30 protein-coding genes and 1 pseudogene are annotated in these 21504 nt (G+C 39.3%); 4 read left to right on the top strand and 27 right to left on the bottom strand.

Annotated elements, in window-relative coordinates; genetic code table 11:
- Positions 1-31 precede the first annotated feature (31 nt).
- The 12 genes and pseudogenes from RB160_RS05910 to RB160_RS05965 form a co-directional block, all read right to left on the bottom strand.
- Entirely contained in the window at positions 32-445 is a 414-nt protein-coding gene (locus RB160_RS05910; protein ID WP_316569305.1) for a VOC family protein, read from the bottom strand.
- 27 nt (positions 446-472) lie between these two features.
- Entirely contained in the window at positions 473-853 is a 381-nt protein-coding gene (locus RB160_RS05915) for a VOC family protein (protein WP_316569306.1), read from the bottom strand.
- A gap of 156 nt (positions 854-1009) precedes the next feature.
- Positions 1010-1816 carry a helix-turn-helix transcriptional regulator gene (locus RB160_RS05920; protein ID WP_316569307.1) on the bottom strand — a complete coding sequence of 269 codons (807 nt, stop codon included), beginning with the start codon at positions 1814-1816 and terminating at the stop codon, positions 1010-1012.
- A gap of 151 nt (positions 1817-1967) precedes the next feature.
- Positions 1968-2462: a S4 domain-containing protein gene (locus tag RB160_RS05925; protein WP_316569308.1), complete on the bottom strand. Its 495-nt coding sequence runs from the start codon at positions 2460-2462 to the stop codon at positions 1968-1970.
- A gap of 511 nt (positions 2463-2973) precedes the next feature.
- Complete coding sequence (locus tag RB160_RS05930; RefSeq protein WP_316569309.1) at positions 2974-4422, bottom strand: right-handed parallel beta-helix repeat-containing protein; 1449 nt, start codon at positions 4420-4422, stop codon at positions 2974-2976.
- Positions 4423-4490: 68 nt separating this feature from the next.
- Positions 4491-5458, bottom strand: a pseudogene (locus tag RB160_RS05935) (arsenic resistance protein).
- 230 nt (positions 5459-5688) lie between these two features.
- Entirely contained in the window at positions 5689-6555 is an 867-nt protein-coding gene (locus RB160_RS05940) for a phosphotransferase family protein (RefSeq protein ID WP_316569310.1), read from the bottom strand.
- Positions 6556-6619: 64 nt separating this feature from the next.
- A complete protein-coding gene (locus tag RB160_RS05945; protein WP_316569311.1) occupies positions 6620-6955 on the bottom strand; it encodes a hypothetical protein in 336 nt (111 codons plus the stop codon).
- Positions 6956-7059: 104 nt separating this feature from the next.
- Positions 7060-7551, bottom strand: a complete 492-nt coding sequence (locus RB160_RS05950) for an SMI1/KNR4 family protein (protein WP_316569312.1) — start codon at positions 7549-7551, stop codon at positions 7060-7062.
- A gap of 142 nt (positions 7552-7693) precedes the next feature.
- Positions 7694-8077, bottom strand: coding sequence for a VOC family protein (locus RB160_RS05955; RefSeq protein WP_316569313.1), 384 nt, complete (start codon positions 8075-8077; stop codon positions 7694-7696).
- A gap of 72 nt (positions 8078-8149) precedes the next feature.
- Positions 8150-8503 carry an acylphosphatase gene (locus RB160_RS05960; protein WP_316569314.1) on the bottom strand — a complete coding sequence of 118 codons (354 nt, stop codon included), beginning with the start codon at positions 8501-8503 and terminating at the stop codon, positions 8150-8152.
- A gap of 246 nt (positions 8504-8749) precedes the next feature.
- Positions 8750-8968, bottom strand: coding sequence for a hypothetical protein (locus tag RB160_RS05965; protein WP_316569315.1), 219 nt, complete (start codon positions 8966-8968; stop codon positions 8750-8752).
- A 313-nt stretch (positions 8969-9281) separates the two neighbouring features.
- On the opposite strand from RB160_RS05965, the gene RB160_RS05970 reads away from it, so the two are divergent.
- Both RB160_RS05970 and RB160_RS05975 read left to right on the top strand, forming a co-directional pair.
- Complete coding sequence (locus tag RB160_RS05970) at positions 9282-9716, top strand: hypothetical protein (protein ID WP_316569316.1); 435 nt, start codon at positions 9282-9284, stop codon at positions 9714-9716.
- A gap of 30 nt (positions 9717-9746) precedes the next feature.
- On the top strand, positions 9747-9965 hold the full coding sequence (locus tag RB160_RS05975; RefSeq protein ID WP_316569317.1) for a hypothetical protein: 219 nt from the start codon (positions 9747-9749) through the stop codon (positions 9963-9965).
- Between the two features lie 242 nt (positions 9966-10207).
- Here RB160_RS05975 and RB160_RS05980 read toward each other — a convergent pair whose 3' ends face one another.
- The 11 genes from RB160_RS05980 to RB160_RS06030 form a co-directional block, all read right to left on the bottom strand.
- Positions 10208-11110, bottom strand: coding sequence for an RCC1 domain-containing protein (locus tag RB160_RS05980; RefSeq protein WP_316569318.1), 903 nt, complete (start codon positions 11108-11110; stop codon positions 10208-10210).
- A gap of 52 nt (positions 11111-11162) precedes the next feature.
- A complete protein-coding gene (locus tag RB160_RS05985) occupies positions 11163-11429 on the bottom strand; it encodes a CPCC family cysteine-rich protein (protein ID WP_316569319.1) in 267 nt (88 codons plus the stop codon).
- Positions 11430-11484: 55 nt separating this feature from the next.
- On the bottom strand, positions 11485-11964 hold the full coding sequence (locus tag RB160_RS05990; RefSeq protein WP_316569320.1) for a tetratricopeptide repeat protein: 480 nt from the start codon (positions 11962-11964) through the stop codon (positions 11485-11487).
- Between the two features lie 133 nt (positions 11965-12097).
- Positions 12098-12433 (bottom strand): DUF6054 family protein, encoded by a 336-nt coding sequence (locus RB160_RS05995; protein WP_316569321.1) that lies wholly within the window; start codon positions 12431-12433, stop codon positions 12098-12100.
- Between the two features lie 149 nt (positions 12434-12582).
- Positions 12583-12837: a DUF7660 family protein gene (locus RB160_RS06000; RefSeq protein ID WP_316569322.1), complete on the bottom strand. Its 255-nt coding sequence runs from the start codon at positions 12835-12837 to the stop codon at positions 12583-12585.
- A gap of 52 nt (positions 12838-12889) precedes the next feature.
- The gene (locus tag RB160_RS06005) at positions 12890-13246 is read right to left on the bottom strand and encodes a DUF2019 domain-containing protein (RefSeq protein ID WP_316569323.1); all 357 of its coding nucleotides are present in this window, start codon (positions 13244-13246) and stop codon (positions 12890-12892) included.
- A gap of 121 nt (positions 13247-13367) precedes the next feature.
- Positions 13368-13730 (bottom strand): hypothetical protein, encoded by a 363-nt coding sequence (locus RB160_RS06010; protein ID WP_316569324.1) that lies wholly within the window; start codon positions 13728-13730, stop codon positions 13368-13370.
- Positions 13731-13808: 78 nt separating this feature from the next.
- Positions 13809-14249, bottom strand: coding sequence for an NUDIX hydrolase (locus tag RB160_RS06015; protein ID WP_316569325.1), 441 nt, complete (start codon positions 14247-14249; stop codon positions 13809-13811).
- A gap of 376 nt (positions 14250-14625) precedes the next feature.
- Positions 14626-15639, bottom strand: coding sequence for a pirin family protein (locus RB160_RS06020; protein WP_316569326.1), 1014 nt, complete (start codon positions 15637-15639; stop codon positions 14626-14628).
- A 23-nt stretch (positions 15640-15662) separates the two neighbouring features.
- On the bottom strand, positions 15663-16607 hold the full coding sequence (locus RB160_RS06025) for a ring-cleaving dioxygenase (RefSeq protein ID WP_316569327.1): 945 nt from the start codon (positions 16605-16607) through the stop codon (positions 15663-15665).
- A 71-nt stretch (positions 16608-16678) separates the two neighbouring features.
- Positions 16679-17116, bottom strand: a complete 438-nt coding sequence (locus tag RB160_RS06030) for a MarR family winged helix-turn-helix transcriptional regulator (protein WP_316569328.1) — start codon at positions 17114-17116, stop codon at positions 16679-16681.
- Between the two features lie 289 nt (positions 17117-17405).
- On the opposite strand from RB160_RS06030, the gene RB160_RS06035 reads away from it, so the two are divergent.
- Both RB160_RS06035 and RB160_RS06040 read left to right on the top strand, forming a co-directional pair.
- Positions 17406-18161 (top strand): threonine/serine exporter family protein, encoded by a 756-nt coding sequence (locus tag RB160_RS06035; protein WP_396954668.1) that lies wholly within the window; start codon positions 17406-17408, stop codon positions 18159-18161.
- An 18-nt stretch (positions 18162-18179) separates the two neighbouring features.
- Positions 18180-18629, top strand: a complete 450-nt coding sequence (locus tag RB160_RS06040) for a threonine/serine exporter family protein (RefSeq protein ID WP_316569329.1) — start codon at positions 18180-18182, stop codon at positions 18627-18629.
- Between the two features lie 120 nt (positions 18630-18749).
- On the opposite strand, the gene RB160_RS06045 is transcribed toward RB160_RS06040, so the two are convergent.
- The 4 genes from RB160_RS06045 to RB160_RS06060 form a co-directional block, all read right to left on the bottom strand.
- Entirely contained in the window at positions 18750-19085 is a 336-nt protein-coding gene (locus tag RB160_RS06045) for a 2Fe-2S iron-sulfur cluster-binding protein (protein ID WP_316569330.1), read from the bottom strand.
- A 282-nt stretch (positions 19086-19367) separates the two neighbouring features.
- A complete protein-coding gene (locus RB160_RS06050) occupies positions 19368-19889 on the bottom strand; it encodes an NUDIX domain-containing protein (RefSeq protein ID WP_316569331.1) in 522 nt (173 codons plus the stop codon).
- 37 nt (positions 19890-19926) lie between these two features.
- A complete protein-coding gene (locus RB160_RS06055) occupies positions 19927-20841 on the bottom strand; it encodes a Nif3-like dinuclear metal center hexameric protein (protein WP_316569332.1) in 915 nt (304 codons plus the stop codon).
- A gap of 73 nt (positions 20842-20914) precedes the next feature.
- Complete coding sequence (locus RB160_RS06060; protein ID WP_316569333.1) at positions 20915-21265, bottom strand: YciI family protein; 351 nt, start codon at positions 21263-21265, stop codon at positions 20915-20917.
- Positions 21266-21504 lie beyond the last annotated feature (239 nt).

Raw genomic sequence — 21504 nt, forward strand, 5'->3', positions numbered from 1 at the left:
GAGGAGTGGTTTTTTTGTGCGAAGAACCTTTTTAACTGTTTACTGCATTAGGATCCATATACATGACTTCCCAATAGTGTCCGTCCAGGTCCTGATAGCTCCTGTAGTACATGAAACCCTGGTCTTTTGGCTCGCTTGCCTCTTTTCCACCGGCTGCCACAGCCTTGTCGACTATTTCGTTCACCTGTTCCCTGCTTGCAGCGGAAAGGGCTAGGATTACTCCAGTCGTTTCGTTTGCATCTGGCAGCTCCCTTTTCGTGAACGACTGAAAGAAAGGCTGGACGAGCAACATTGCATAAATGTTTTCGCCAATTATCATGCACGCTGCTTTTTCATCGGTGAATTGTGGGTTAAATTCATACCCAATTTGCTTGTAAAACTCCATTGATTTGTTTAAGTCTTTTACTGGCAGGTTAACAAAAATTTGATTGGATTGGACTCCCATTTCTTATCCCTCCACTTTTCGTATTAGTTATTTGGTTTTCTCCATTACCGCGAAATAGTTGCTTTCATCATCCGCAAAGTTGAACACCCTGCCTGAAGGCATATTTACGATTTCCCCGACGGTTACGTTCTTCGATGATAAGCTCTCATATAAATTGTCCAGATTATCAGTAAAGAACATTAATGAAGGGGTGCCAAGATTTAATTCAGGCTCCATTATTGCAATAAGTTCTTTGTTGTGGAGGACAATGGTTGTTTCAACATCATTCGCAGGGGCGATTTCAATCCATCTCATTTGGCCGTTATTTTCGTCTGATTTTACGACAAATCCAGCCTTTTCCGTCCAGAATTTCACCGCTCCATCCTGGTCATTTACATACAGCATGATCTGGCCAACTAGAGTAAACATTTTTTCAACCTCTTTCATTAAATGTTTTTAATGGGATTTCCTAGGTAAAAAACATTTCTGTCCCTCGCATCATTCAATAATGGACAAGGGGTTTAGTTTACCACTACCCACCTTTCAATTTAGAGTTGAATCAACTATATACCTATATTAACACCGTCAGTATGTTCGTATTTCTTTTCGATTGCTATCTTTTATTCGTTGAAGGAAGTTATTCATCAATCTGGGAATCGAGATGAGAATCGGGGGATCGTCTAGTTGGGCTGCTCGGAGGTGTAGATCCTGGTGCGGGACTTGTTCATTCCCGTTAACCAATATGGGACCTGTTGGCTTGTATCTTAACGTTGTGTGGGGAATCAGGAAGGATCTCGGGTCCATCCCCCATGAAACAGAGGTTGCAAATAAATAATAAAGCCCGGGTTTTACGTTGTTAAACTGAAATTCACCAAGCGAAAAAAGAAGTGTGCCATAAAGCGGCATGCCTTCCGGGATAGGCTTCGGAAATAATCCGACCAAAATGACTCCTTCAAACTCCTCATCCGTAAAAACAGTTCCTTTTACAGATAAGGGATTTTTGGCACTGTGTAGAGGGTCAGTTTTTCCATCCAGCCGCTGAAGGGAGTTCAGAAGGATTTCCGCTTCATCCTGGGTATTGCGGAAATGCGCGGGCGTTACCCCGACACTGTTCGTAAACCTGGTCGTAAAGGTCCCTAAACTTTGCTGTCCAATTTCCAGGCTAATATCCCGGACACTCATGTTTGTGTTCAACAACAATTCCTTTGCCCGCTGCAAGCGCATCGAGGAAACAAAATACAAAGGCGGCAGGCCCGTTTCCTCTTTAAAAATCCTGCTAAAATGATAAGGGCTATATGATACATGGCTGGCCAATTTGTCGAGAGTTATTTGATCATATAGGTGCGTTTGGATATAGTTGATGGCCTCGGTAATTTCAATTTGCCTATTCATTGCTACCTCTCTTTTCAATCCGGCTTTAAATATATCCTATAGAGAAGTATTCGTTATTTAGTTTGCACTATCCTCCCTGTTTGAACAGGAAAAAACAATAAGGGGGTTAACCTCATGGATTAACCCCCTGTTCGTTTGCTAAATTTTCTTATCAAATGAAAATAGAAATACGTTCACCCGTTGACAATCTTGAACTAGGTTTAATGACTTGTTCATTTAATTGAATCGAACCCTTTTCAATCTTTTCTACGATCTGTGATCGGCTCCAATCCTCAATTTGGTTTGCAAGCACTTTATCAATTCTATGTTTTCCTATCACATCATCTAGTACAATGTGTATCTCCTTTACTCCTTGTTCTGCCATGCTGGTTATTGGAATGGCTGACATAATTGAAGATTCTTCTTTCTGCTCCTCAATTTCAACAACATGCTCTGAGAACGTTTTATATATAGCTAACTTTTTGTTCCACGTATGATTTTTTTCGCATTTGTAAATCGCAAATTGGTATATGCTTTTTCCGTTTGCGTTATGCCTTCGCACATTTGTATCCGTAAAAACTGATAATTTGCCGCACATTTTGCAGTGCTTCATTACAGCTTGTTCTGGTATGTGAGAAAGTCTCCAGCGGAGTGTTATATTTGACATTAATCCTTCACCTCTTAAAAAGATAAAGGAACGCAAGCATCTATTTGGATATCTTGCAGCCCACCATAAAATTAAATTGGAAAAATAAAAAAGGAGATCCTACACAAGGACCTCCTTTCGTAACGAGACTACAGGATCGCTTGGTTCCTTTGTAATGAGTAAAATGGGCATACTACCCCCTTGGGAAAAAACATTGGTTTTTTTGAGGGCGATGCTATCCAATTTATTGATCATTACAAAGTAAATGTTGGCATACGTGTTCTCCTGCATCCTTTCCATCCAAATAGAATTATCCTCATTTTACTTCATAATTCCATTTAAATGCAAACGATTACATCATCTCGCCAAGTTAGATATATCACCTAGAAATATCACAATATAGGGTTGCAGTGAAGGGATTAATGATTGTTTTTACCACATGTAACACTTACTTACTGCACTAAAAAAGGAGCTACCGTTTTTCGGTAACCCCCTATATAAACTGGCTTATAACTGGAACCTGGTAAAATAATTATTTTGAACTGTACTTTACATGGTTACCTGTTCCTCCTGCTATAGGAAGAACATAGTTATTTGTATTCTTGCCTATGACCAGGTTCATATTTGTGTTTGTGGTTATATTGATTCCACGAATCGATACGTAGCGATTTAATTTTTCGTTTTTCTTTATAAGATTATTCCCAGCAATCGTACCGGAATTATGGCCAGAACGAAAGGCAATCGCAGAAGGCGTCCTATACAAAGAATCCTGTACATCCTCCACTCTGTTTTCAGTAACTGAAAACTGCTGATTATGAGTATACAGGTGGATACCATTTGCGTAGGACTTTACCAATGTATTATTTTTTATAACCAACCCTCTAGTATAGGAAGCCTGGATTGCGCCAGAGCTACTATTTCCCTGCTGGCCCGCCTTTATTAAATGGTTACCTTCAATGGTACAGCCACTACTATTATCATATGGAGCACCAGCCACAATGATCCCATATCCCTTACCGATTCCTTCAATCCGATTCCCTTTTGCCGTACATTTTTGGGAACTAAATAGCTCCTTCCCGCCTTTTCCTGTTGCGTTTACAAATGCAATGCCAACCTTTGTATTTCGTATCGTATTATTGTTAAACGTAATATTTTCCCCGCCATGAGTGTCAAGGGCCTCCCATAACGGTATGTCCTCAATGATGCTGTTCGTCACCGAACTATTTGTGCTCCTTGGATGCGCCTTTAAGTTACTCTCAGCACCCTTTCGAGAATAAAAGACTCCATATGCATTTCCTTTATTTCCTGGCGAGATTGATTTTATATGGCTCTTGTTAATATGCATATTACGGACAGACAATCCGCCTACTCCAGCAAAACCAACATCACGGATAACTGTATTTGAAATCCTTACATTATCTGCAAATTCTGCAAGAATACCATAAAAACCAACATCATGAATAAAGCAATCTTCTATAACAATATTTTTGACATAGTTAACTGCGTCTGCTCCTCGAATTGCTATTCCGACTCCCTTTGGATCTGCTTTTGTATTGCCCGCACCGTGGAGCTCAATCCCATATAACTTTACCCCATTGCCAATTGTCAAAAGGGTTTGATGTTTTTCATCGTTGTATAGTTTTGCTCCATACCCAACTAGAGTAGTATTCTCGGGTATTTCTAAGCCACTGATTCTAAAAGAGCTGCCATATGGCAAAACGATAACTTTTCCAGCTCCTTGCTTTAAAGCCTTTTGTAGTTGTTCTGTCTTATCATGTTTAGCCATATTTTTATCAGCCACAACATATATAATTTTGCTTTTATCAAAATTCGGTATTTTCTTTTCCAAAAAATGAATTAATCCATTCTTATTATTTTCCAAAGCCGGATCACCAGTCCCAGTTAATACAGTGGGAACAATCAAGAAGAAAAGCATGAAAATGATACACATTCTTGGAAAATAAACTTTTTGTTGCTGCATCTTCCGCTCCAATCGTCATATTAAAGAAATTAAATAATAAACCAACACTTATGATGAAGAACCAAAAATTAAATTGTTTCGTTACGTAAAATGAAATTAGGTACTACTCGTATATAAATTAATTCACCCGCTAACTCAACAATCGTCTGGGTGACGATTACTGCCGCCACCAACGTGCTTACCTCGTCTGGCAACGCCAGGGCGAGAGGAAGAACGACAAGCGAATTGCGTGTTGAACCACTAAAGATAAGGGCGCGGCCTGCTCCTGTATCGAGCTTAAACCACTTGGCGATAAATCGAGAAACAATCGGTACGATGATCATAAAAGCTACATATATCGGAACGACTTTAATAATTAGGTCGATGTAGGCAGATAATTTTCCAATTTGAGACGCAACGACAACAAAAAGAGTAAGTGCCATAAACGGAACAGGCAACCAGGCCGATAGTTCCAATACATTGCCCACAGGTGCTTTTCTTGCAAGCAGCTGAACGGCAATAGCAATTCCCAGGGGAATGACGATGAGTCCGAAAAAGGCTTCCAGAAATGGACCCGGTTCAACGATTCCTGCGACATGCCCTCCCATAAACAGCCCTAAATAGAGAGGCAAAAGGAGCATTTGCGTAATGAAGAGGATTGGAGTTGACATCAGGATCAGCTTTTCATTGCCGCGGCCAAGTGCAGTGAAACAATGACATAGTCGATGCAAGGGGGCAGTAAAACTAAATAGACTCCAAGTAACAACGGTGGATGATCTGGCAGCATCTTTGAAAGAAGCCATACTACAACCGGTACTGCAATATAGTTAACAGTCAGCAAAGCCCCTATGAAACGGCGGTTTACAAATGCTTTCTTTAAAGAAACAAATGGAATCTGTGAAAACATACTGTACATGAGGATGGCGATGACGAAAGAAATCGTACTATCTAATTTTGCTCCAACATCAGGAGACAATAATCCAAAGCCGGCTGCTATTATTAGTACCATGGCATATAGCCAAACTTGATTGTTTTCAAGTTTTTCTCTTGTAATCATTAGATTTTCCCCTTTTTGTATTTCAAAACTGGGTAAGAAATTGAAGAATCTCTAAGTAAATATAATCAAATTCTAAAATAGCACATTTTAAGGATTAGATGTTGGGGTTCGGCCCATGGCTTATAGGCTTTCTGCTGTCTGAGTCGAATAGATACTAAAAAGGTACATAATTAGATTATAAGTAAGCCCCTTTGATTCATTTTGAGTCAAAGGGGCTTTTTGGTGAGGAATTAGATATGTAAAAAACTCTTTAAAAGCGCTACATTCTTCTCAAAGAACAAAGCATTCTTTTCAATCCCCCGGCGTTTGCACCACCCGATACTATTGAAGGCATCTGTAAACTGGTAAAAAGGCAACACGATTTTCAAATCAATTAATGGCCTCACACTGTTATAACCTTCGTGATAGAACTGATACAATGCAGGATCGAAGCTTAAATAATCACGGTACAGTTTGGTGAAATCAATTTCTGTTGAACCAAACCGTACACTCTCAAAATCGATGATTCCGGAAACCTTATTGCCATCAACAATGATATTGGCCGGACGGAAATCCATATGTACAAAACTTGGACCATCTGGAGAGGGAAGTTCATGTTTCATTGTCTCAAATTTAACAATGGCTTGTTCGTATAGCCGGGGCTCTAATACGTCCTTTACGTCTTCTGCAAAACTATAAAATTGACGTTCAATAAAATTAGACCAGTTTGGAAATTCATTTTTTATGCCAGTTAATACTTTCCCTGCAGGCGGATGAATCGAATGCATCCCGGCTTGAAGGATCCCAACTTCATATGCTACTCTGTGCGAAGTATCAGGTGTTAACGGCTTTCCTTTCAATTTAGATAATAAAAAAGCACCCGGACACTCATCATCACCAGGCCAATACTCCAACATTTCTGGAATAGCGACCCTCCCCTTCAATATTTCATAGGCCTCTAACTCCCGCTGAAATTTTAATTTTGTATAGGGTATTTTCACAAAAACAGTTTCACCATTAAACAACGAACATTTATAGACTGTTGAACTATGGGAATCTTCTACTTCATTGAGTGAATGTATCTGTAACCCAAACTGTTGAATCACACGATTTAACAATAAAACTCACCCTATCTCTTAACGAAGCTAGCAAATAGCTCATTATTAATATTTTTGGAACCCTTTACCTCTCCCTACTTAATTTCTCGAGTTCTAACAAGCTAATTAGAGAATGGCCATCTTCTACTTTAAACTTATTATTTTTTTGTTCCGGTTGCCACCCTTGAGTTAATGCATATTTAATTAAAGCTGCACAAACGCTTGGTTTATGAAGATTAATTGACCAGGCATCTTTGCCCCAATTAAAAAACACCTCGATAAAAGTAGATTTATATTTGGATGGAAAGATTTTAATGTTTTGTTTTTCTGAACTTGGGTTATCATTAACCAGATAATAATACTGTCTGTTCTCTACAGTAATTTTCCTTAACGTTTTTTTGAAGGTTTTCAACCAATTCACCGCACTTTTTCCCATGACTAATTCGGTTTAATTTTTTTGATCCTGTATTCGAGTAAAAAATCCACAAAAGAGGTTATATCCCTCTGCATCTTAGTTCTGCTTACTTAGCCCCCATTTGTTCCATAAGAAAGCTCTCTATTAACCATGTCCAATAAAAAATCACCAAAATCATGAGCAACAACAGTAAAATCCTGTTTATCCAAATCAAACCCTGGAAAATATGAAACTACTTGTGGTTCGCCCACTTCATTAATCTTTTTAAAATCCAAACAAATCAATTCACCCATCCCAGTATCATAAATAACAAGTAGGTGATTTGGAAGGTTACTATCTTCACGCTCAGTAAGGGTACACCATATTGCGTCTGGAACAGTGGAGTTTTTAAAATCATCGTCTATAACACCATAGAATTCTTGTGAACCAAAGCTTCCTGCACCGTATTTTTTAAGGAAATCCCGATATATAGGTAAAAATAGAAAACCTAATGCATCTTCAGCTTTACTAATTAGTTCGTCTGATCGTGCCCCTACAAAATCACACTCTTCTTCATATTGTTCCATTAAATAAATGGCTCGCTGGTAAGTATCCCAACTCATATAAATCTTCCTTTCAAAACTCCTTTTTATAATTAGCTGTTTTCGTAAAGGATTCTACTTCACTTCTACTGCGTTCGTATTAAGAGGCCAACCTGGAAGAATTGGTTAGCCTCATAATGCGAATTTTTAACCAATCACCTTGTCACTTTTTGCGGGAAACGATCGCTATCCAATTACCATCAGGATCCGATACATACGCACGAGTAATTCCGGCCTTATGAACTTTCGGTTCGATGATTACTGGTACTTCGGCCGTACGCAGACGATCAATTGCCTGATTTGCATCTTCAGCCCAAATTGTAAGCTCAAAAGGGTGGCCCGGGGTAGGCGCAGACACGCTGCCTTCCTTCGCTGCTTCATAGGTTGTCAAGGCTATTAAGGAGTTCCCAAGGCGAAGTTCAACATGTTCGGGCTCTCCTTTATCCGGAAAGCGAAAGGTCTCTTCAAATTCAAGAAGATCCCGGTAGAATGCCAAAGAACGGTTGATGTCTACCGTATAAAGACTTGGGAAAGACGATAAAAACATAAAAATCCCCTCCTATTTTTATTTCCTGCACAATTAAATCTATATTTTTTGTAAGTGCTAAATAACCATACTCTATCTAACTATTTTAAAGCTTTCTTCATCCTCAGTTATAGGGACATCAATAATTTTCAATTGCTTTACCGATGCACGTTTCAATGACTGCATGCAATCGACCAAGAACTGAATTTTCGATTCTTCCCCCTGCAATTCAGCTTCAACACTTCCATCTTCTAAATTTTTTACCCAGCCGATTAATTTCAATCTTTCGGCAATACAAAATAACTCCAGGCGAAATCCTACTTTTTGCACTCTTCCCGAAAAAACTATTCTCTTTCTAATTCGATTATCTAAAGGAAATTGAGGTATCTTAATATTATTCGCATGCCTAATTACATATCCATCCCTTAACTTCTTCAAAACTTTCATCTTTCCCCATCCTTTTTATGGCCGATTTTGAGGCAGATTGTTGGACCGACCAGGAACATGAAATAATTGCATTATAATGGAATTCAACAAAAAGGCCGTTAATCCTTCCTAAACCAACACGCTAGTTTTATTCGAAGAGAGGATATCCGGAGATTTTACTGCTGGCCGCTTGCCAAAATTGAAAAAAAGTGGACTCCCATTTAGGAAGTCCACCGTCTGCCATAACCCCTCGGTTAAAGGATGGCTTTATTCATTCGAATCTTTTGTTTTGGACCCATCCACGTTCGCATCAACAATGCCTACCCCCGACCTGTTCTCAAGCGATCGGCCAGCAGTAGGAGCACCTGCAACGGAACCAAATGGATCAAGAGCAGAAGCCATAGTATCACCAGGAACAGCCCCAACATTAAATGCGATTGACCCGACATCATTAGTCTTACGTTTACCATTGGTATCAGCCATCATATTTCACTCCCATATTTTTTATAGGGAAGTGCAATTTTTTACGGCAGCACTGTCCCGTACCATATTTTGTCCAAAAGCGGAAAATTTACAAGGCGGAATTAAGCAGGACTTGTTAGTTTTTTCAAATCCTTTAAATTTCCTCGTCCACATTGCTGAATTGTTGAAAATAATCTTTCAAAAAGCATGAATGATGTCTTGTCCGTTAAAAAGGGTATTGAGATAATGGTTTATCTACAAAAGAAAATTGAAATAGTGAACCAGACGCCCACTTAGCTATAGAACAATTAAGTAGTACTTTTAAGGAGAGAGCTTAATGCTACATCTTTTCTTTCTTTTTCGTATCGTTATATTTTTGTTAGCCGTTTTTACAAGCGAAGTCGATAATGTTGTTGAGGTAGATGTTAACTATTGGGAAAACGGAGTAAAGAACCAACAAGTTGAAGTATTGTTGCACAAGGAAGACAAAAGTGTTTTTGTCGATGCCGTTCATGATGCTAAGAAAATGGATGCCGATAAAATTATACGTACTAAGCCGTCTTTGACAATTAATATTTTGTCAAATGAGGGAGACTACACAGGCTATCACTTATGGATTACATCAAACGGAAAAGGCTATATGGAAAGTTTGGATTCTTCCGATGGCGGAACGTTTGAACTGGCCAAATCCTCAGTGCAGGAAATGACTGAATTTATTGAGGCCAAGAAGAAAGTTGATGTCATTCAAGGTGATGTGGAATTCGAGGAGTAATAGCAAAGGTTTCTTCGAAGGAGGGAGCCCATGGTTAATCATCTTTACCGCTATAATAAGCATTTTTTACCCTTACACCTACTACTATGGGGTGCGATGGCATTGGGATATTATATGTCCACCGAAAAAAATGACTGGCTGGAAAGTGCTATAATGGGCTCCTTTGTATTTAACACCGTCGGTTCCATCCCCATGCTCATTCACTTTTTTAAAAAAATAAAACAATTTAGTTTACTGAGCTATTCATAACGTACGGCATTTTCCTTATTCCATATTGGGTAATAGCAATCTTAATGAGAGTATTGTTATTTTGAGAGGAAAACAGGGGCGATTCATTGTCCCTGTTTTTGAGCGTCCAATTTTTTGGATTGGATGACTTTTACCCCCCTCATTCAGTACCGCTAATATTATTCGGTTTTATACTTCAATGAAATGTTTACTATTAGTTACCGGAGCCTCAGCAATAAGTTTAGCTTTTATGGGCTGGCGAATCATTGTTGAGAACCTTGAAAATAAATGCTCCGCCAGCCGCTTACATCGCATTGGCCATATTCATTATCACCGACAGCAACCAACGAGCCGTCCGTTTTAAGGCCTATGGTATGCCCACAACCCGCAGCAATCGCCACAATATCGCGCCAATTACTTACATTACATTGGCCATACTCATTCCATCCCACAGCCACCACCGTGCCGTCCGTTTTAAGCCCAATGGTATGATTACTGCCCACCGCTATTGCTACAATACCGCGCCAGCCGCTTACATCACATTGGCCATATTTATTATCACCAACAGCCGCCACCTTGCCGTCCGATTTAAGGCCGATTGTATGTAGGTAACCCGCCGCTACCGCAACAATATCATGCCAGCTATTTACATTGCATTGGTGATACCGATTATTACCCACAGCCGCGACTGTACCGTCCGATTTAAGGCCGATTGTATGCCAGTCACCCGCCGCCACCGCAACAATATCATGCCAGCCACTCACATTGCATTCACCTTCATTATTCCGGCCCACTGCTACCACCGAGCCATCCGTTTTAAGCCCAATAGTACGACGCCAACCCGCCGCTACCGCTACAATATCGCGCCAGTCATTTACATCGCATTGGCCATGCTTATTCCAACCGACAGCTACTACAGTACCATCAGATTTAAGACCGACTGTATGAGCATTTCCTGTGTTCTTCGCCATATGAACATTACCAGTCGCTACCGACACAATATCCCGCCAGCCGCTTACATCACATTGGCCATATTTATTATCACCAACCGCCTCCACCGTTCCGTCAGATTTAAGCGCAATGGTATGGCGCCGACCCGCCGCTAGGGTATCTTTAGGCGACCTTTGCTCCTTTAACGCTGGATCTTTCATTGAAAAGCAATCCATGCTTTACCTCCTTGAAAATAAGTAACCATGCATTTATTTTTAAAAAAACCCACTATACAAATGGTCTCCAATTTGGATCCTTTTCGTCGTTGGCATTTGGCTTTCTAACAGATTCAATAGAAGATTCATCACAAGCGCCAAATAGAAGAAAGTTTTTTTGAGCTTGCCTTAAAGAGGGGAAATTGGCTCCTCCCTCATAATCCGGGTCATTGAACTGAACTCCATCATCTTCCCAAAAACAAATACCGCAAATGTCATACGTACCTGGTGGCTCTTCGTCTAAGGTTTTATATCCGCAACAAGGACACGTATATTTCATACTGCACTTCCTTTATTAAATATTCTTCTAAAGCTTAAGAACCGCTTTTCAAAAATTACTTCCAAATCTCATCTAATTTATCTGAATAGAAATCAATTGCTCTTTTATATTTTACTATTTCATCATCGGTTGTTGTTTCGATTAGGCATTTCAGCAACAACTCCATTGCTCTGCTATGTTCATTTAAATTATATAAGGTCATCGAACAGAACACCTGAAGGGCCCTGTTTTCTGGGAATGCTTCAATCCCCTTTAGAAATATACTTTTTGACTTTTCATATTCGCCTAATGTCCGATATGTACTCCCTAATCCTAATAAGGCTCCTTCCAATTCCTTTGAAGGTAACCCTAATTGGATCGCTTTTTCATAAAAGGGAACTGCCTTCGCTTCTTCACCTAACAAATCAAAACTCCATGCACATTGGTAGTTAATTGATGCATCATTAGGGAACTCCTGCACAAGTTTCCTAAGCAATTTATTTGATTCTTTATGTTGACCACTCTTCCGTAAAGCAATAGCCTTTTCTAATTCCATTCTTTTTCGCTCCAATGCTTTTTCTGTTTGGTCCTCTAAGCCCCCACTTAGCTCAAAAGGGAATTCAACAAAAAGGCACTTTAATCCTTCTTGGATCGAAGCACCAGTTCGCATTATACGAAAACTGCGATTATTATTCCATTTGTTCTATACTGTTTTGAACTATTGCCACCATATCAGCTTCCGCACCAAGACTAAAATTTAGAAAAACACCTTGTCCTCCGCCAGCACCAATTGCCGAAATAAAAATAGCACCGTTGTCACCTACTACAGTAAGGCTCAAACTTGCCCTGTTGCCATTTCTCATATAATACTTATCATAAACTCGAACCGCTATTTTAGTATCTCCAATCGTGTAGTTGCTTTCATCAACTAATCTCATACTAATTCCACTATTCCCAATATCTCTTTGCAAATGATTAACCACTTTTTCGAATTGGCCAATAATTGTCTTTTCATACTTTGCCATGAGTACTCATCCTATTCCCTTAATAATTTTTTCTATATTTCCTCTGTTTCTTGTATGGAATTATTTTATGAATAGTAATTAATCCTACCCATTATTTCGTTAAAAAAAAGCTATTCTCCTTCTCGAAGAATAGCACTAGTCTAATCAATTTATTCATACATCTTTGAAGCGTAAAGGATATTAGCAATCATCTTCCAGGATTGTTTTTCGGAAACTGCTTGATTGGCATTCGGATAAAATCCTTCCATATCATTAACCCAAGCCTCCATTGCTTCCAAAAAATCGGCGAGGTTTGCATTCTCCCACTCATCCTTATTCATTTGTAAATCCTTTCTTAAGAGATTTATGAATTTAACTAAATCTTCTCGGCTATTTACTTTTTCTATCCACTCATATAACTCCATATAAAACCACCTTTTAAAAACAAATTTATATAAAAGGTTATTGGATTATCTCCTAACCAAGATATTCTCTTAAATTACCTTGATCCCACTCAATTATTAACATATCAACATTGAATCCAAAACCTTTAGGTTTGCTAACCAGTCTGTTTAGAACCATTTTTGCCTTTTCTTCTTTTACTGAGAGTAAATGTGTGGCAGCACTATATTTAACGTAGTCACTTGAGTGTTCAAGCAATTTTTCTAATTCATCAATTCCTTTGCTTCCAAGGCTTTTTAATGTTTTAAAGTTTTTAAAATTTTTATCGTATAAATGATTTCTCTTTCTTGCACTTTCCCCAGCTTCATAAGTGGCAACCCCAAATTCAATTGCTGATTTTATACAGTTTTCTACCAAGTTATTAATTTCCAAAGGCAAGCCCTCCATCGGCCTTAATTATTGGTTATTTAAAACTATTCCTGTAAAAAACCTGCGGTAGCTTAAGAAGGATTTCGCCAAAAGATCGATTAATCTTCCTCGATCACACGTTTGGTTAAGTAGAATGCCAAACCATCATTTCATTTCCATAGGAAAGGTGCGCAGCTTCATTTCCTTTTAAACTTAAATCCTTTTGAATCAACTTAACCTCTAATTTATCTCCATCTTCAAATAGTACATGAAGGGAGACTCCTTCATCCTCGATTGCTATTTTTACAACCTTGTTAATTAAAGAGCATAATGCGTCTCGCCAACCTTCATTTTGCCTTGTAAAAGTGCTATTTTCTTTTACAACTGTTTCATCCACTAAAGAAGTTAAAATATATGATTCCTCGTCTCCTTCAAATACGAATTGAATGTAGTCCCGAATAAAAATAACCGAACTAAGATTTGAACCCTCTATTACCTGTATGCCCATATCTCACCTCACCACCAGTTTCCCTGCTCCCTAAGATCTTACGATTGATTAAAAGAATTTAAATCTTTCCACTCTAACCTATTGTGCGTTCTTTAGTAAAGTTAATAATCCCTCTGGAACCAACCTTAATTGATTTTTTGTAAAATCGCTTATTGGCTTCCAATACAATGTGAAGGGTGCGCCGTTATCCTCGTACCCCACGAAAGAAGATTTTTCATAAAAGGACTTTTCAACAAATTCGGCATCATATACAAAGACAATTTCGTGTCCAAGGTCACCGTTATAGGTAAATATATTTTCAACTGCCCCTAGGAAGTTGATGTTCGTAATGCTTGCCCCAATTTCTTCAAGCACTTCTCTCTTCAATGCATTTAAACTTGTTTCGCCGTACTCGATTCCTCCACCAATCGGCCGATAATAGTATTCTTGTTTTACCTCGTCGAAGCCTTCACATACTAGGAATGACTCATCTTTTCTGAACACACAAATAGCGATTGCACGGATTTGTCCTTTCTTCATTCGGTTCCTCCAGTTCGTCAAAAAATGACCATTTTACCTTATTAGGGAATTCAACAAAAAGGTACTTATTCCTTCTTGGATTAAAGTACTTACTCGTCATCCAACTAATTTCCGGTTGAAATTTATTTAATCAATTAAAAGGTCGTAGTGTTGGGGAAATTGAGATTAGGATTGTTAATTTACGAAAAACTCCCCCAATCACTACTTTCTTAAGCAATGTTTGGGGGAGTTTTATTTCTAGAGACATTGTAATCTGCAGGATTTAACTAATAAAATTCTCGTGTTTTTCTTAGCTAAGTTTTACACAAGAATTTCCGCTTTCTTTTTATCTTTTGTTAAAGGTTTTAGTTCATAGTACTAACCTCACAAATAGTGGTTACCTTTTTTCAACTCTTCCATCGGCATGGTGTGCGAATCTTCCTGAGTCACGCTTATTCACTGGATCTGGGCGGCCCCATGGCCAGCCTCCAAATTGTGTTTTTTGATATTCCGTGTGTGCGTCGCGGATTTCCTGCTCAGTATTCATTACAAACGGTCCATAGGATACGACAGGTTCTTGTATCGGCTCACCTTCCAGCAGCAGCATATAACTTTCAGATGGTCCATTTGTAATCGTGATTTCCTCATTCCCAGCAAGCTTTACACGATTGTACTTTTCAATCACTGTTCCGTCTATATTTAGTCTATCTCCCTGATAATAGTATAGATTTCTGGTCATTGTCGCTGAAACGGACGGCAGGGTGAAGACTGCCTCTGGCTCCATACGAATAACATAAATCCCCACATGATTGTTTTTATCGTTTGCCCTGGAAGCAGAGTTTGGTTCTAAACCAGACTTACCCATCATATTTCCGGCAATCACTCTAACAGTCGTTGTCTGTCCATTGGCAGAAGCCGATTGTACTTCGGGTATATCCTCAGCCCATAACATTTTATATTCAGGTTCAGCGAATTTATTTTTTGCAGGCAGATTCAGCCATATCTGAAAGAATTCAAGTGGATTGCCTTTGTTCTGATTGACGAGGGGAAACATTTCAGTATGCTGGCAGCCCTTCCCTGCTGTCATCCATTGAACATCGCCGTTCCCGAATCGCCCTGCGGACCCATATGAATCAAAATGGTCAATTAAACCTTCAAGAGTGACAGTTACGGTTTCAAAACCTCTATGGGGATGTGCAGGGAATCCCGGTACCGTTGTGCCATGATACATTCTAAAACCATCTCGCAACGTAAAGTCCTGGCCAAGATTCCTGCCTTCCAATGAAACGTTAGGTCCCTGCTCGTCATTTCCTGGAGGATATGCATCTTTGTGATGGACTGTGATAAGGAACGGATCTTCTGTTTCCCATGGAAATCCTAATTTTTGTATTTTCACGATTTTACTAGTCACTTTTAGATCACTCCTTTAAAAAATTAATACTCCTCAATGGGTTTTAGATTTTCTTCAATTTCAGCTCTACGTTCTTCTAAAAATGGCGGTAAATCCAATTTTTCACCAAGTGTTTCGATGTCTCCATCAATTGTGAAGCCTGGCCCATCGGTTGCGATTTCAAAGAGAATTCCATTTGATTCACGGAAATAGAGGCTCTTAAAGTAGAAGCGATCTACGATACCGGACGAATGGAATCCGCGTGCACGTACTTGGTCTGCCCAAAATTCGAGCTCCTCATCGTTTTTTACACGAATCGCCAAATGATGAATACTGCCACGGCCTGGCCGTTCAGACGGCCCATCCAAATACTTCACGACGATTTCTCCGAATACCTCTCCTTTGACTGATTGAAAAATGGCTTCGTCATCGGTGCGGCTTATTTCGGTATAGCCAAACATGTTTGTCAGGGTATGTGCCAGTTTATCCAGCCTTTTTACCGTCATTTCCACAGAGCCCATTCCTTGAATCTGATGTTCGGCAGGGACCTCGGATTTTTCCCACGTTTCCCAGTGCTCTACCTTCGCACCGTTTGAGACGAGAAGGACCATACGTAAACCTTCAAGATCCTCAAAGTGTAAAGCTGGATGATTGGCATACGTTGTAACCTCGCCATGATACACACCATGTTCCTCAAAACGCGCTTTCCAATAGGATAAACTAGCTTCTGATGGTACGAGTAAACCAATTTTAGTAATAGCATTTGTACCTCGGTGAGTACGGCCAACTGCTGGAATTTCAAAGAATGATAGTTCAGTACCCGGGCTGCCTGTTTTATCTCCGTAAAATAAGTGATACATCGAGGGCTCATCTTGGTTCACTGTTATTTTCACACGGCGCAAGCCAAGCACGTGCCGGTAAAAATGATTATTTTTACTCGCGTTTTTTGTAATCATTGAAATGTGATGATGCCCCGGAATTTTATACATAGCTAGCTATTCCTCCTTTTTCGGTTTACTAATCAAGTGATAGATAAAAAAATGATACTTAGCACTGATACTTAATTTCTGATTTTATCTTCCGTATGTTTTTGTAATTTTGTCATCAGCATATAGAGTGTTTTCTGCTCTTCCTCTGTCAAGCAATCATTGACAATCGAAGTTTGGAAGGCAAGCTGGTGTTCAAATACTTCATGCATTTTAGCTTCCCCTTTTGAAGAAAGGGTAATCCATTTCGTTTTCCAGTCCTGCTTACGCTGTATATATCCCTCTTGCTCAAGCCGGGTGAGCATACGTGAAATCCCACCCTCCGACACCGTTGCTTTTACAGCCAGCTGACTCTGTGTGATCGGCTGATAGGTAGAAATCTGATTTAATACATCAAACTGTGCAGCCGTTATTCCAAACTGCTTTAGGAAATCATTTGATAATAAATTACTTTGATGTGTAAACCGGGCAATCCGCAACCAAATGAGTGAACCAAGGGTGCTTTTTCTCAATATGACTCACTTCCTTTCGTTACAATCAGTTTACGCATCAAGTGATAAAAACACAAGGAAAGTATCCTGAATCCGAGATTTTTCGAACCGCAGAACTTCATGATGAAGACTTCTTTTAATAATAGAAAAGAGAACCAGTTTGTTAACCGATTCTCTTCCCAAACTATCCAACTTTCCCGGATGGTCCTAATGAGAATGTAAAATTGACCATTAGGAGACAATACCACCAAATACGCTGTTTATCGTCTTTTTTAAAAGTCGAACGAATGTATCTAGGAGTTGTTAACAGTTGGATAAAGAAATGAATCCTAATGAATTAGGGGAATTGTGTTTACTTGCCGGAAAAATTATGTTGGAAAGCGGAGCTGAGACATACCGGGTTCAAGATACAATGGTGAGGATTGCATGGTCTTTAGGGGCAAACTACACAAACAGTTATGTGACACCGACCGGTATTGTTTTTTCATTAAGTGGAGCTGGCCAAACGAAACTAGCACAAATTTCAAAACGGTCTACTGATTTATACAAGGTCATTATCGTAAACGGTATATCCAGGAAAATTAGTACCGGAGAAATCTCAGCTGAGGAGGCCTACAGTACTTTAAGGAAAATCGAAAAAGAAAATCTAAAATATCCTCAATACGTAAAGATTCTCGCAGCTTCCGTCGTGAGTGGCTTCTCCCTCGTCTTGTTTAATGGGCAATGGCATGACTTTTTTTCTGCATTCATCGCAGGTGGTGCTGGTTTTTTATGTGTAAGTTATATACATCATTTAGTAGACATTAAATTTTTTACAGAATTTTTAGCCGCTCTAATCGTGGCCCTAACGTCCTATCTTTTCTCTTATATTGGTTTCGGACATGACCTTCCTAACATTATTGTCGCAAGTATAATGCCGCTAGTACCTGGCCTTCTGATCACTAACGCTGTAAGAGATTTAATGGCCGGCCATCTTGTTTCTGGGTTATCAAAAGGAGCAGAGGCAACCTTAACTGCATTTGCCATTGGGGCGGGTGTAGCGGTTGTTTTTACACTCTTTAATTAAATCGAGGAAAACACGGTTATGATTATACAGCTGTTCACAAATTTCATTGTTTCAGGTGCCTTTGCCGTAATATTTAATGTACCGGAAAAGAATATCGTGCAATGTTGCATTGTTGGTATGGCAGGCAGACTGTTGCACAGTGCGTTGATGAACCATGATTATGATACAGTGCAAGCTACATTAATCGCCTCATTTTCCATTGGCGTCATTAGCCAGATATTTGCTAAATTCTATAAGACCCCGGTCATTGTATTTAGCATATCAGGTATCCTTCCGCTAGTACCAGGTGGCTTAGCCTTTGAGGCAACAAGACATTTTGTTGAAGACCATTACAACTTAGGAATTCAGAATGCCGTAAAAGCCATTATGACGGCAGGTAGCATTGCGGTTGGACTGGTATTGTCAGAAGCGTTCATGCAAATTTTAAAAATAAGAAAGAAATTTCGATCACATGGTTTTGGCGAGTGAAAGGTTACCTTCTATAAAAAAAGCGAGTTCGGTGCTTTTGGCATCGAACTCGCTTTTATAAAATTGAAGGTTTTGCCCAAAGGTTTTTTGGCTGAAGAAACTAGAGTTTTCTGGGTTCATTCAATCCATTGGTCTCGGGCCTGCATCAAGCCCGGAATTTTCAACTGTCATGATAGGGCGAACCGTAATATCGCTTATCACACGGATTTGACACGATAACCGTAAACAATCATCTATCAATTGATAGTCTATATCTTTATTGTCAAAGGCTTCTTTTTCTATATCGGTTACATCCAAATATTCACCTGATGAAATTTCTACTCGACAAGTTGTACATTTTGCTTTTCCTCCACAGCGGTGAAGTATATGTACCCCATTTTCCTCCAGTGCCAAAACTAACTTTTTTCCCGTCTCGACTTCAAACTTTCCTTTACCTAACACGGTTACATAAGGCATTTTATACCTCCAAATTTAAAACGGTAAATTAATGCTATTTAATATGCCCGTTAAAGAGGTGTCTTATAAATTAAATCTTAAGATGCCGTTTTGCAATTAAATTTTCCAGGAATCAGAAAAGAATTCCAACCACTAAAAAGCCGGATGAAATTTGGTTCCGATGAAATACCAACATGCAAATGAAACTGTATAAAGGCCGTTTGCTACCAAACTCTTTTTTAAACCGGCCAATTTAAGCTCAATAAGAAACCTAACAAAAAAAGCGCCTAAATTCTTCCTGGTTTAAGGCACCCTTTCATTTAAAATATTTACTGCACAATCGGTTTCCTCCATTATTTTGTACGTGAAATCAATTAGTTTGTTTTTTAATAATGTACAATGAAAATCATATGGGCTGTCATCGTACAAAACAAAAGGAAGATATCTCGGTATTGCTTCACCTAAACCGAGGTTATTTTCGGATAGCACCCAATCTATGCTTTTCCAATCTAAAATACCTTCCTCCGTCTTTATTGGGGTTTTATAACTAAAGTCAGATGGAACCTCAACAAGATATATATAAAAACCTCCAGCGTCATTGTTATCTACTGTCCAAGTGACTTTCCCTTTGTAGTTTATTTGGTACTTCCTTATATCTATTGATGTTTCTTCATAAACCTCTCGAATTACACATTCCAACGGAGTTTCATCACCCTCTATCTTCCCGCCTGTACCATTCCAAAGCCCCTTCGCTGGCGAAGAGTTTCTATTTAATAAAAGCAGTTCATTATTTTTCTTTATCAGACAGAGCGTCATACCTACCATCAAATAATTTCTCCATTTCTTGTTTGAATTTATGGAGCTAAAACCACCATTTTTCCTGAGGGAGTAAAACTGTTTTTAGATTAAAGTTTTCCTCAAACCAATCCTTGATCAGGGTTTTATGGACCAGATATTCTGATGCCGAATGGGAAACGCCGATTAATGACATTGAGGTATTCAAAGCATACTCCATCATTCGTTTGTATTTTTGCCTGCCATAGTCATTATCAATATGGCAGTGGATTTCGCCGGTAATATAAGCTTGAACGCCGTTTTCTTCGGCTTCCTTCATCCAATCCACGACATCACCGCAGCCGGCAACGACCGCAATTTTTTCAATATCGGTTTTCTTCTTACCCTCAAAATCAACATAGGGAATTTCGAAAATAGTTTCCAAATCAGCAATCAGATTGTCGGTGCTTGTTTTTTCGATCGTACAATATAAGACATACTCACTTTTCGCTCTTACTGATTCTTCATCAAGAAGTTTCGCGTTCAGCATTTTTGCGATAGCAACATTTGTCCCTAATTGTTTATGGCAATCCAATGGGATGTGGCAAGTATAAACGGAGAGATTTTTCGCTTTCATTTGCTCGATGTATTTCTCCTGGATTGGCACGAAGCCTCGTCCCCAGTCTCCTCTGGGATCTCCACATTCCATTAATAAGGGATGGTGCATGAAGAGCAAGTCACCGCTATCGGCTTCCTCAATAAACCGTTCCAATACCTGATCGGTAGGAAAAACAGCTAGGAAAATTTTCTCGACATTTTCAGCCCCTTTGATCATCAAGCCATTAAATAACTCTACGAAGTCTTTTTCAAAAGCTGCCTTCCAATCAAAACCAATAGGCTCATAAACCATCGGGATGAACCGGCTGAAAGAAGCATCTTTCCCAAATGTTTGTATTTCGAGTTCAGTGTCCAGTTTAGATACTATGTCAGCGAGATTAACCATATAAAAGCATCGCCACCCGGGAATTATTTTAACAAGTACCTTAGTCTTACGAATCCTCGGTCAGCTACCGTGCCTAAAATACTTGCCGTAATTCAATCTGGCCTTCGCCATGGCCTTGCGGGTCAGGCATCCTCATGGCCCATTCGATGGCTTCTTCCTTCGAGTTCACATCAATCAGAATGAACCCGGCTACTAAGTCATCCGATTCCGTAAACGGCCCCTCCGTAATCACAGGCTTTTCCCCTGGTATCGGAAACGAAATGCGCATCCCATTTGAACTTGGATGGAGCCCTTTAGCCATAACCCGTACGCCTGCCTCAATTAATTCCTCATTGTACTTCGTCATCGCTTCCATGAGCTCAGGGCTCGGAAGATTTCCTGCTTCCGAATTCTTCGAGGCTTTCACAATCAGCATAAACAACATCAACATTTCCTCCTTTTCAAAGTCGCCTTTTTGACCTCTTTATAACTCCGACGAACCGGTTTCTTAAAGAATTCAACAAAAAAAGGGTTAATCCTTCTTGGAATAAAGCTCCTGAATTCTTATTGATGGTCAAATTTTCGAATAAATTAAATAACGACTAATTTACGAACATTCATGTTATTTGACAATAAATCATTCGTCTATTAAACTGATAATTGTGTTTTAAAATCTAAAATGAA

The sequence above is a fragment of the Neobacillus sp. YIM B06451 genome, from assembly GCF_032667185.1.
Classification (GTDB): domain Bacteria; phylum Bacillota; class Bacilli; order Bacillales; family Cytobacillaceae; genus Bacillus_D.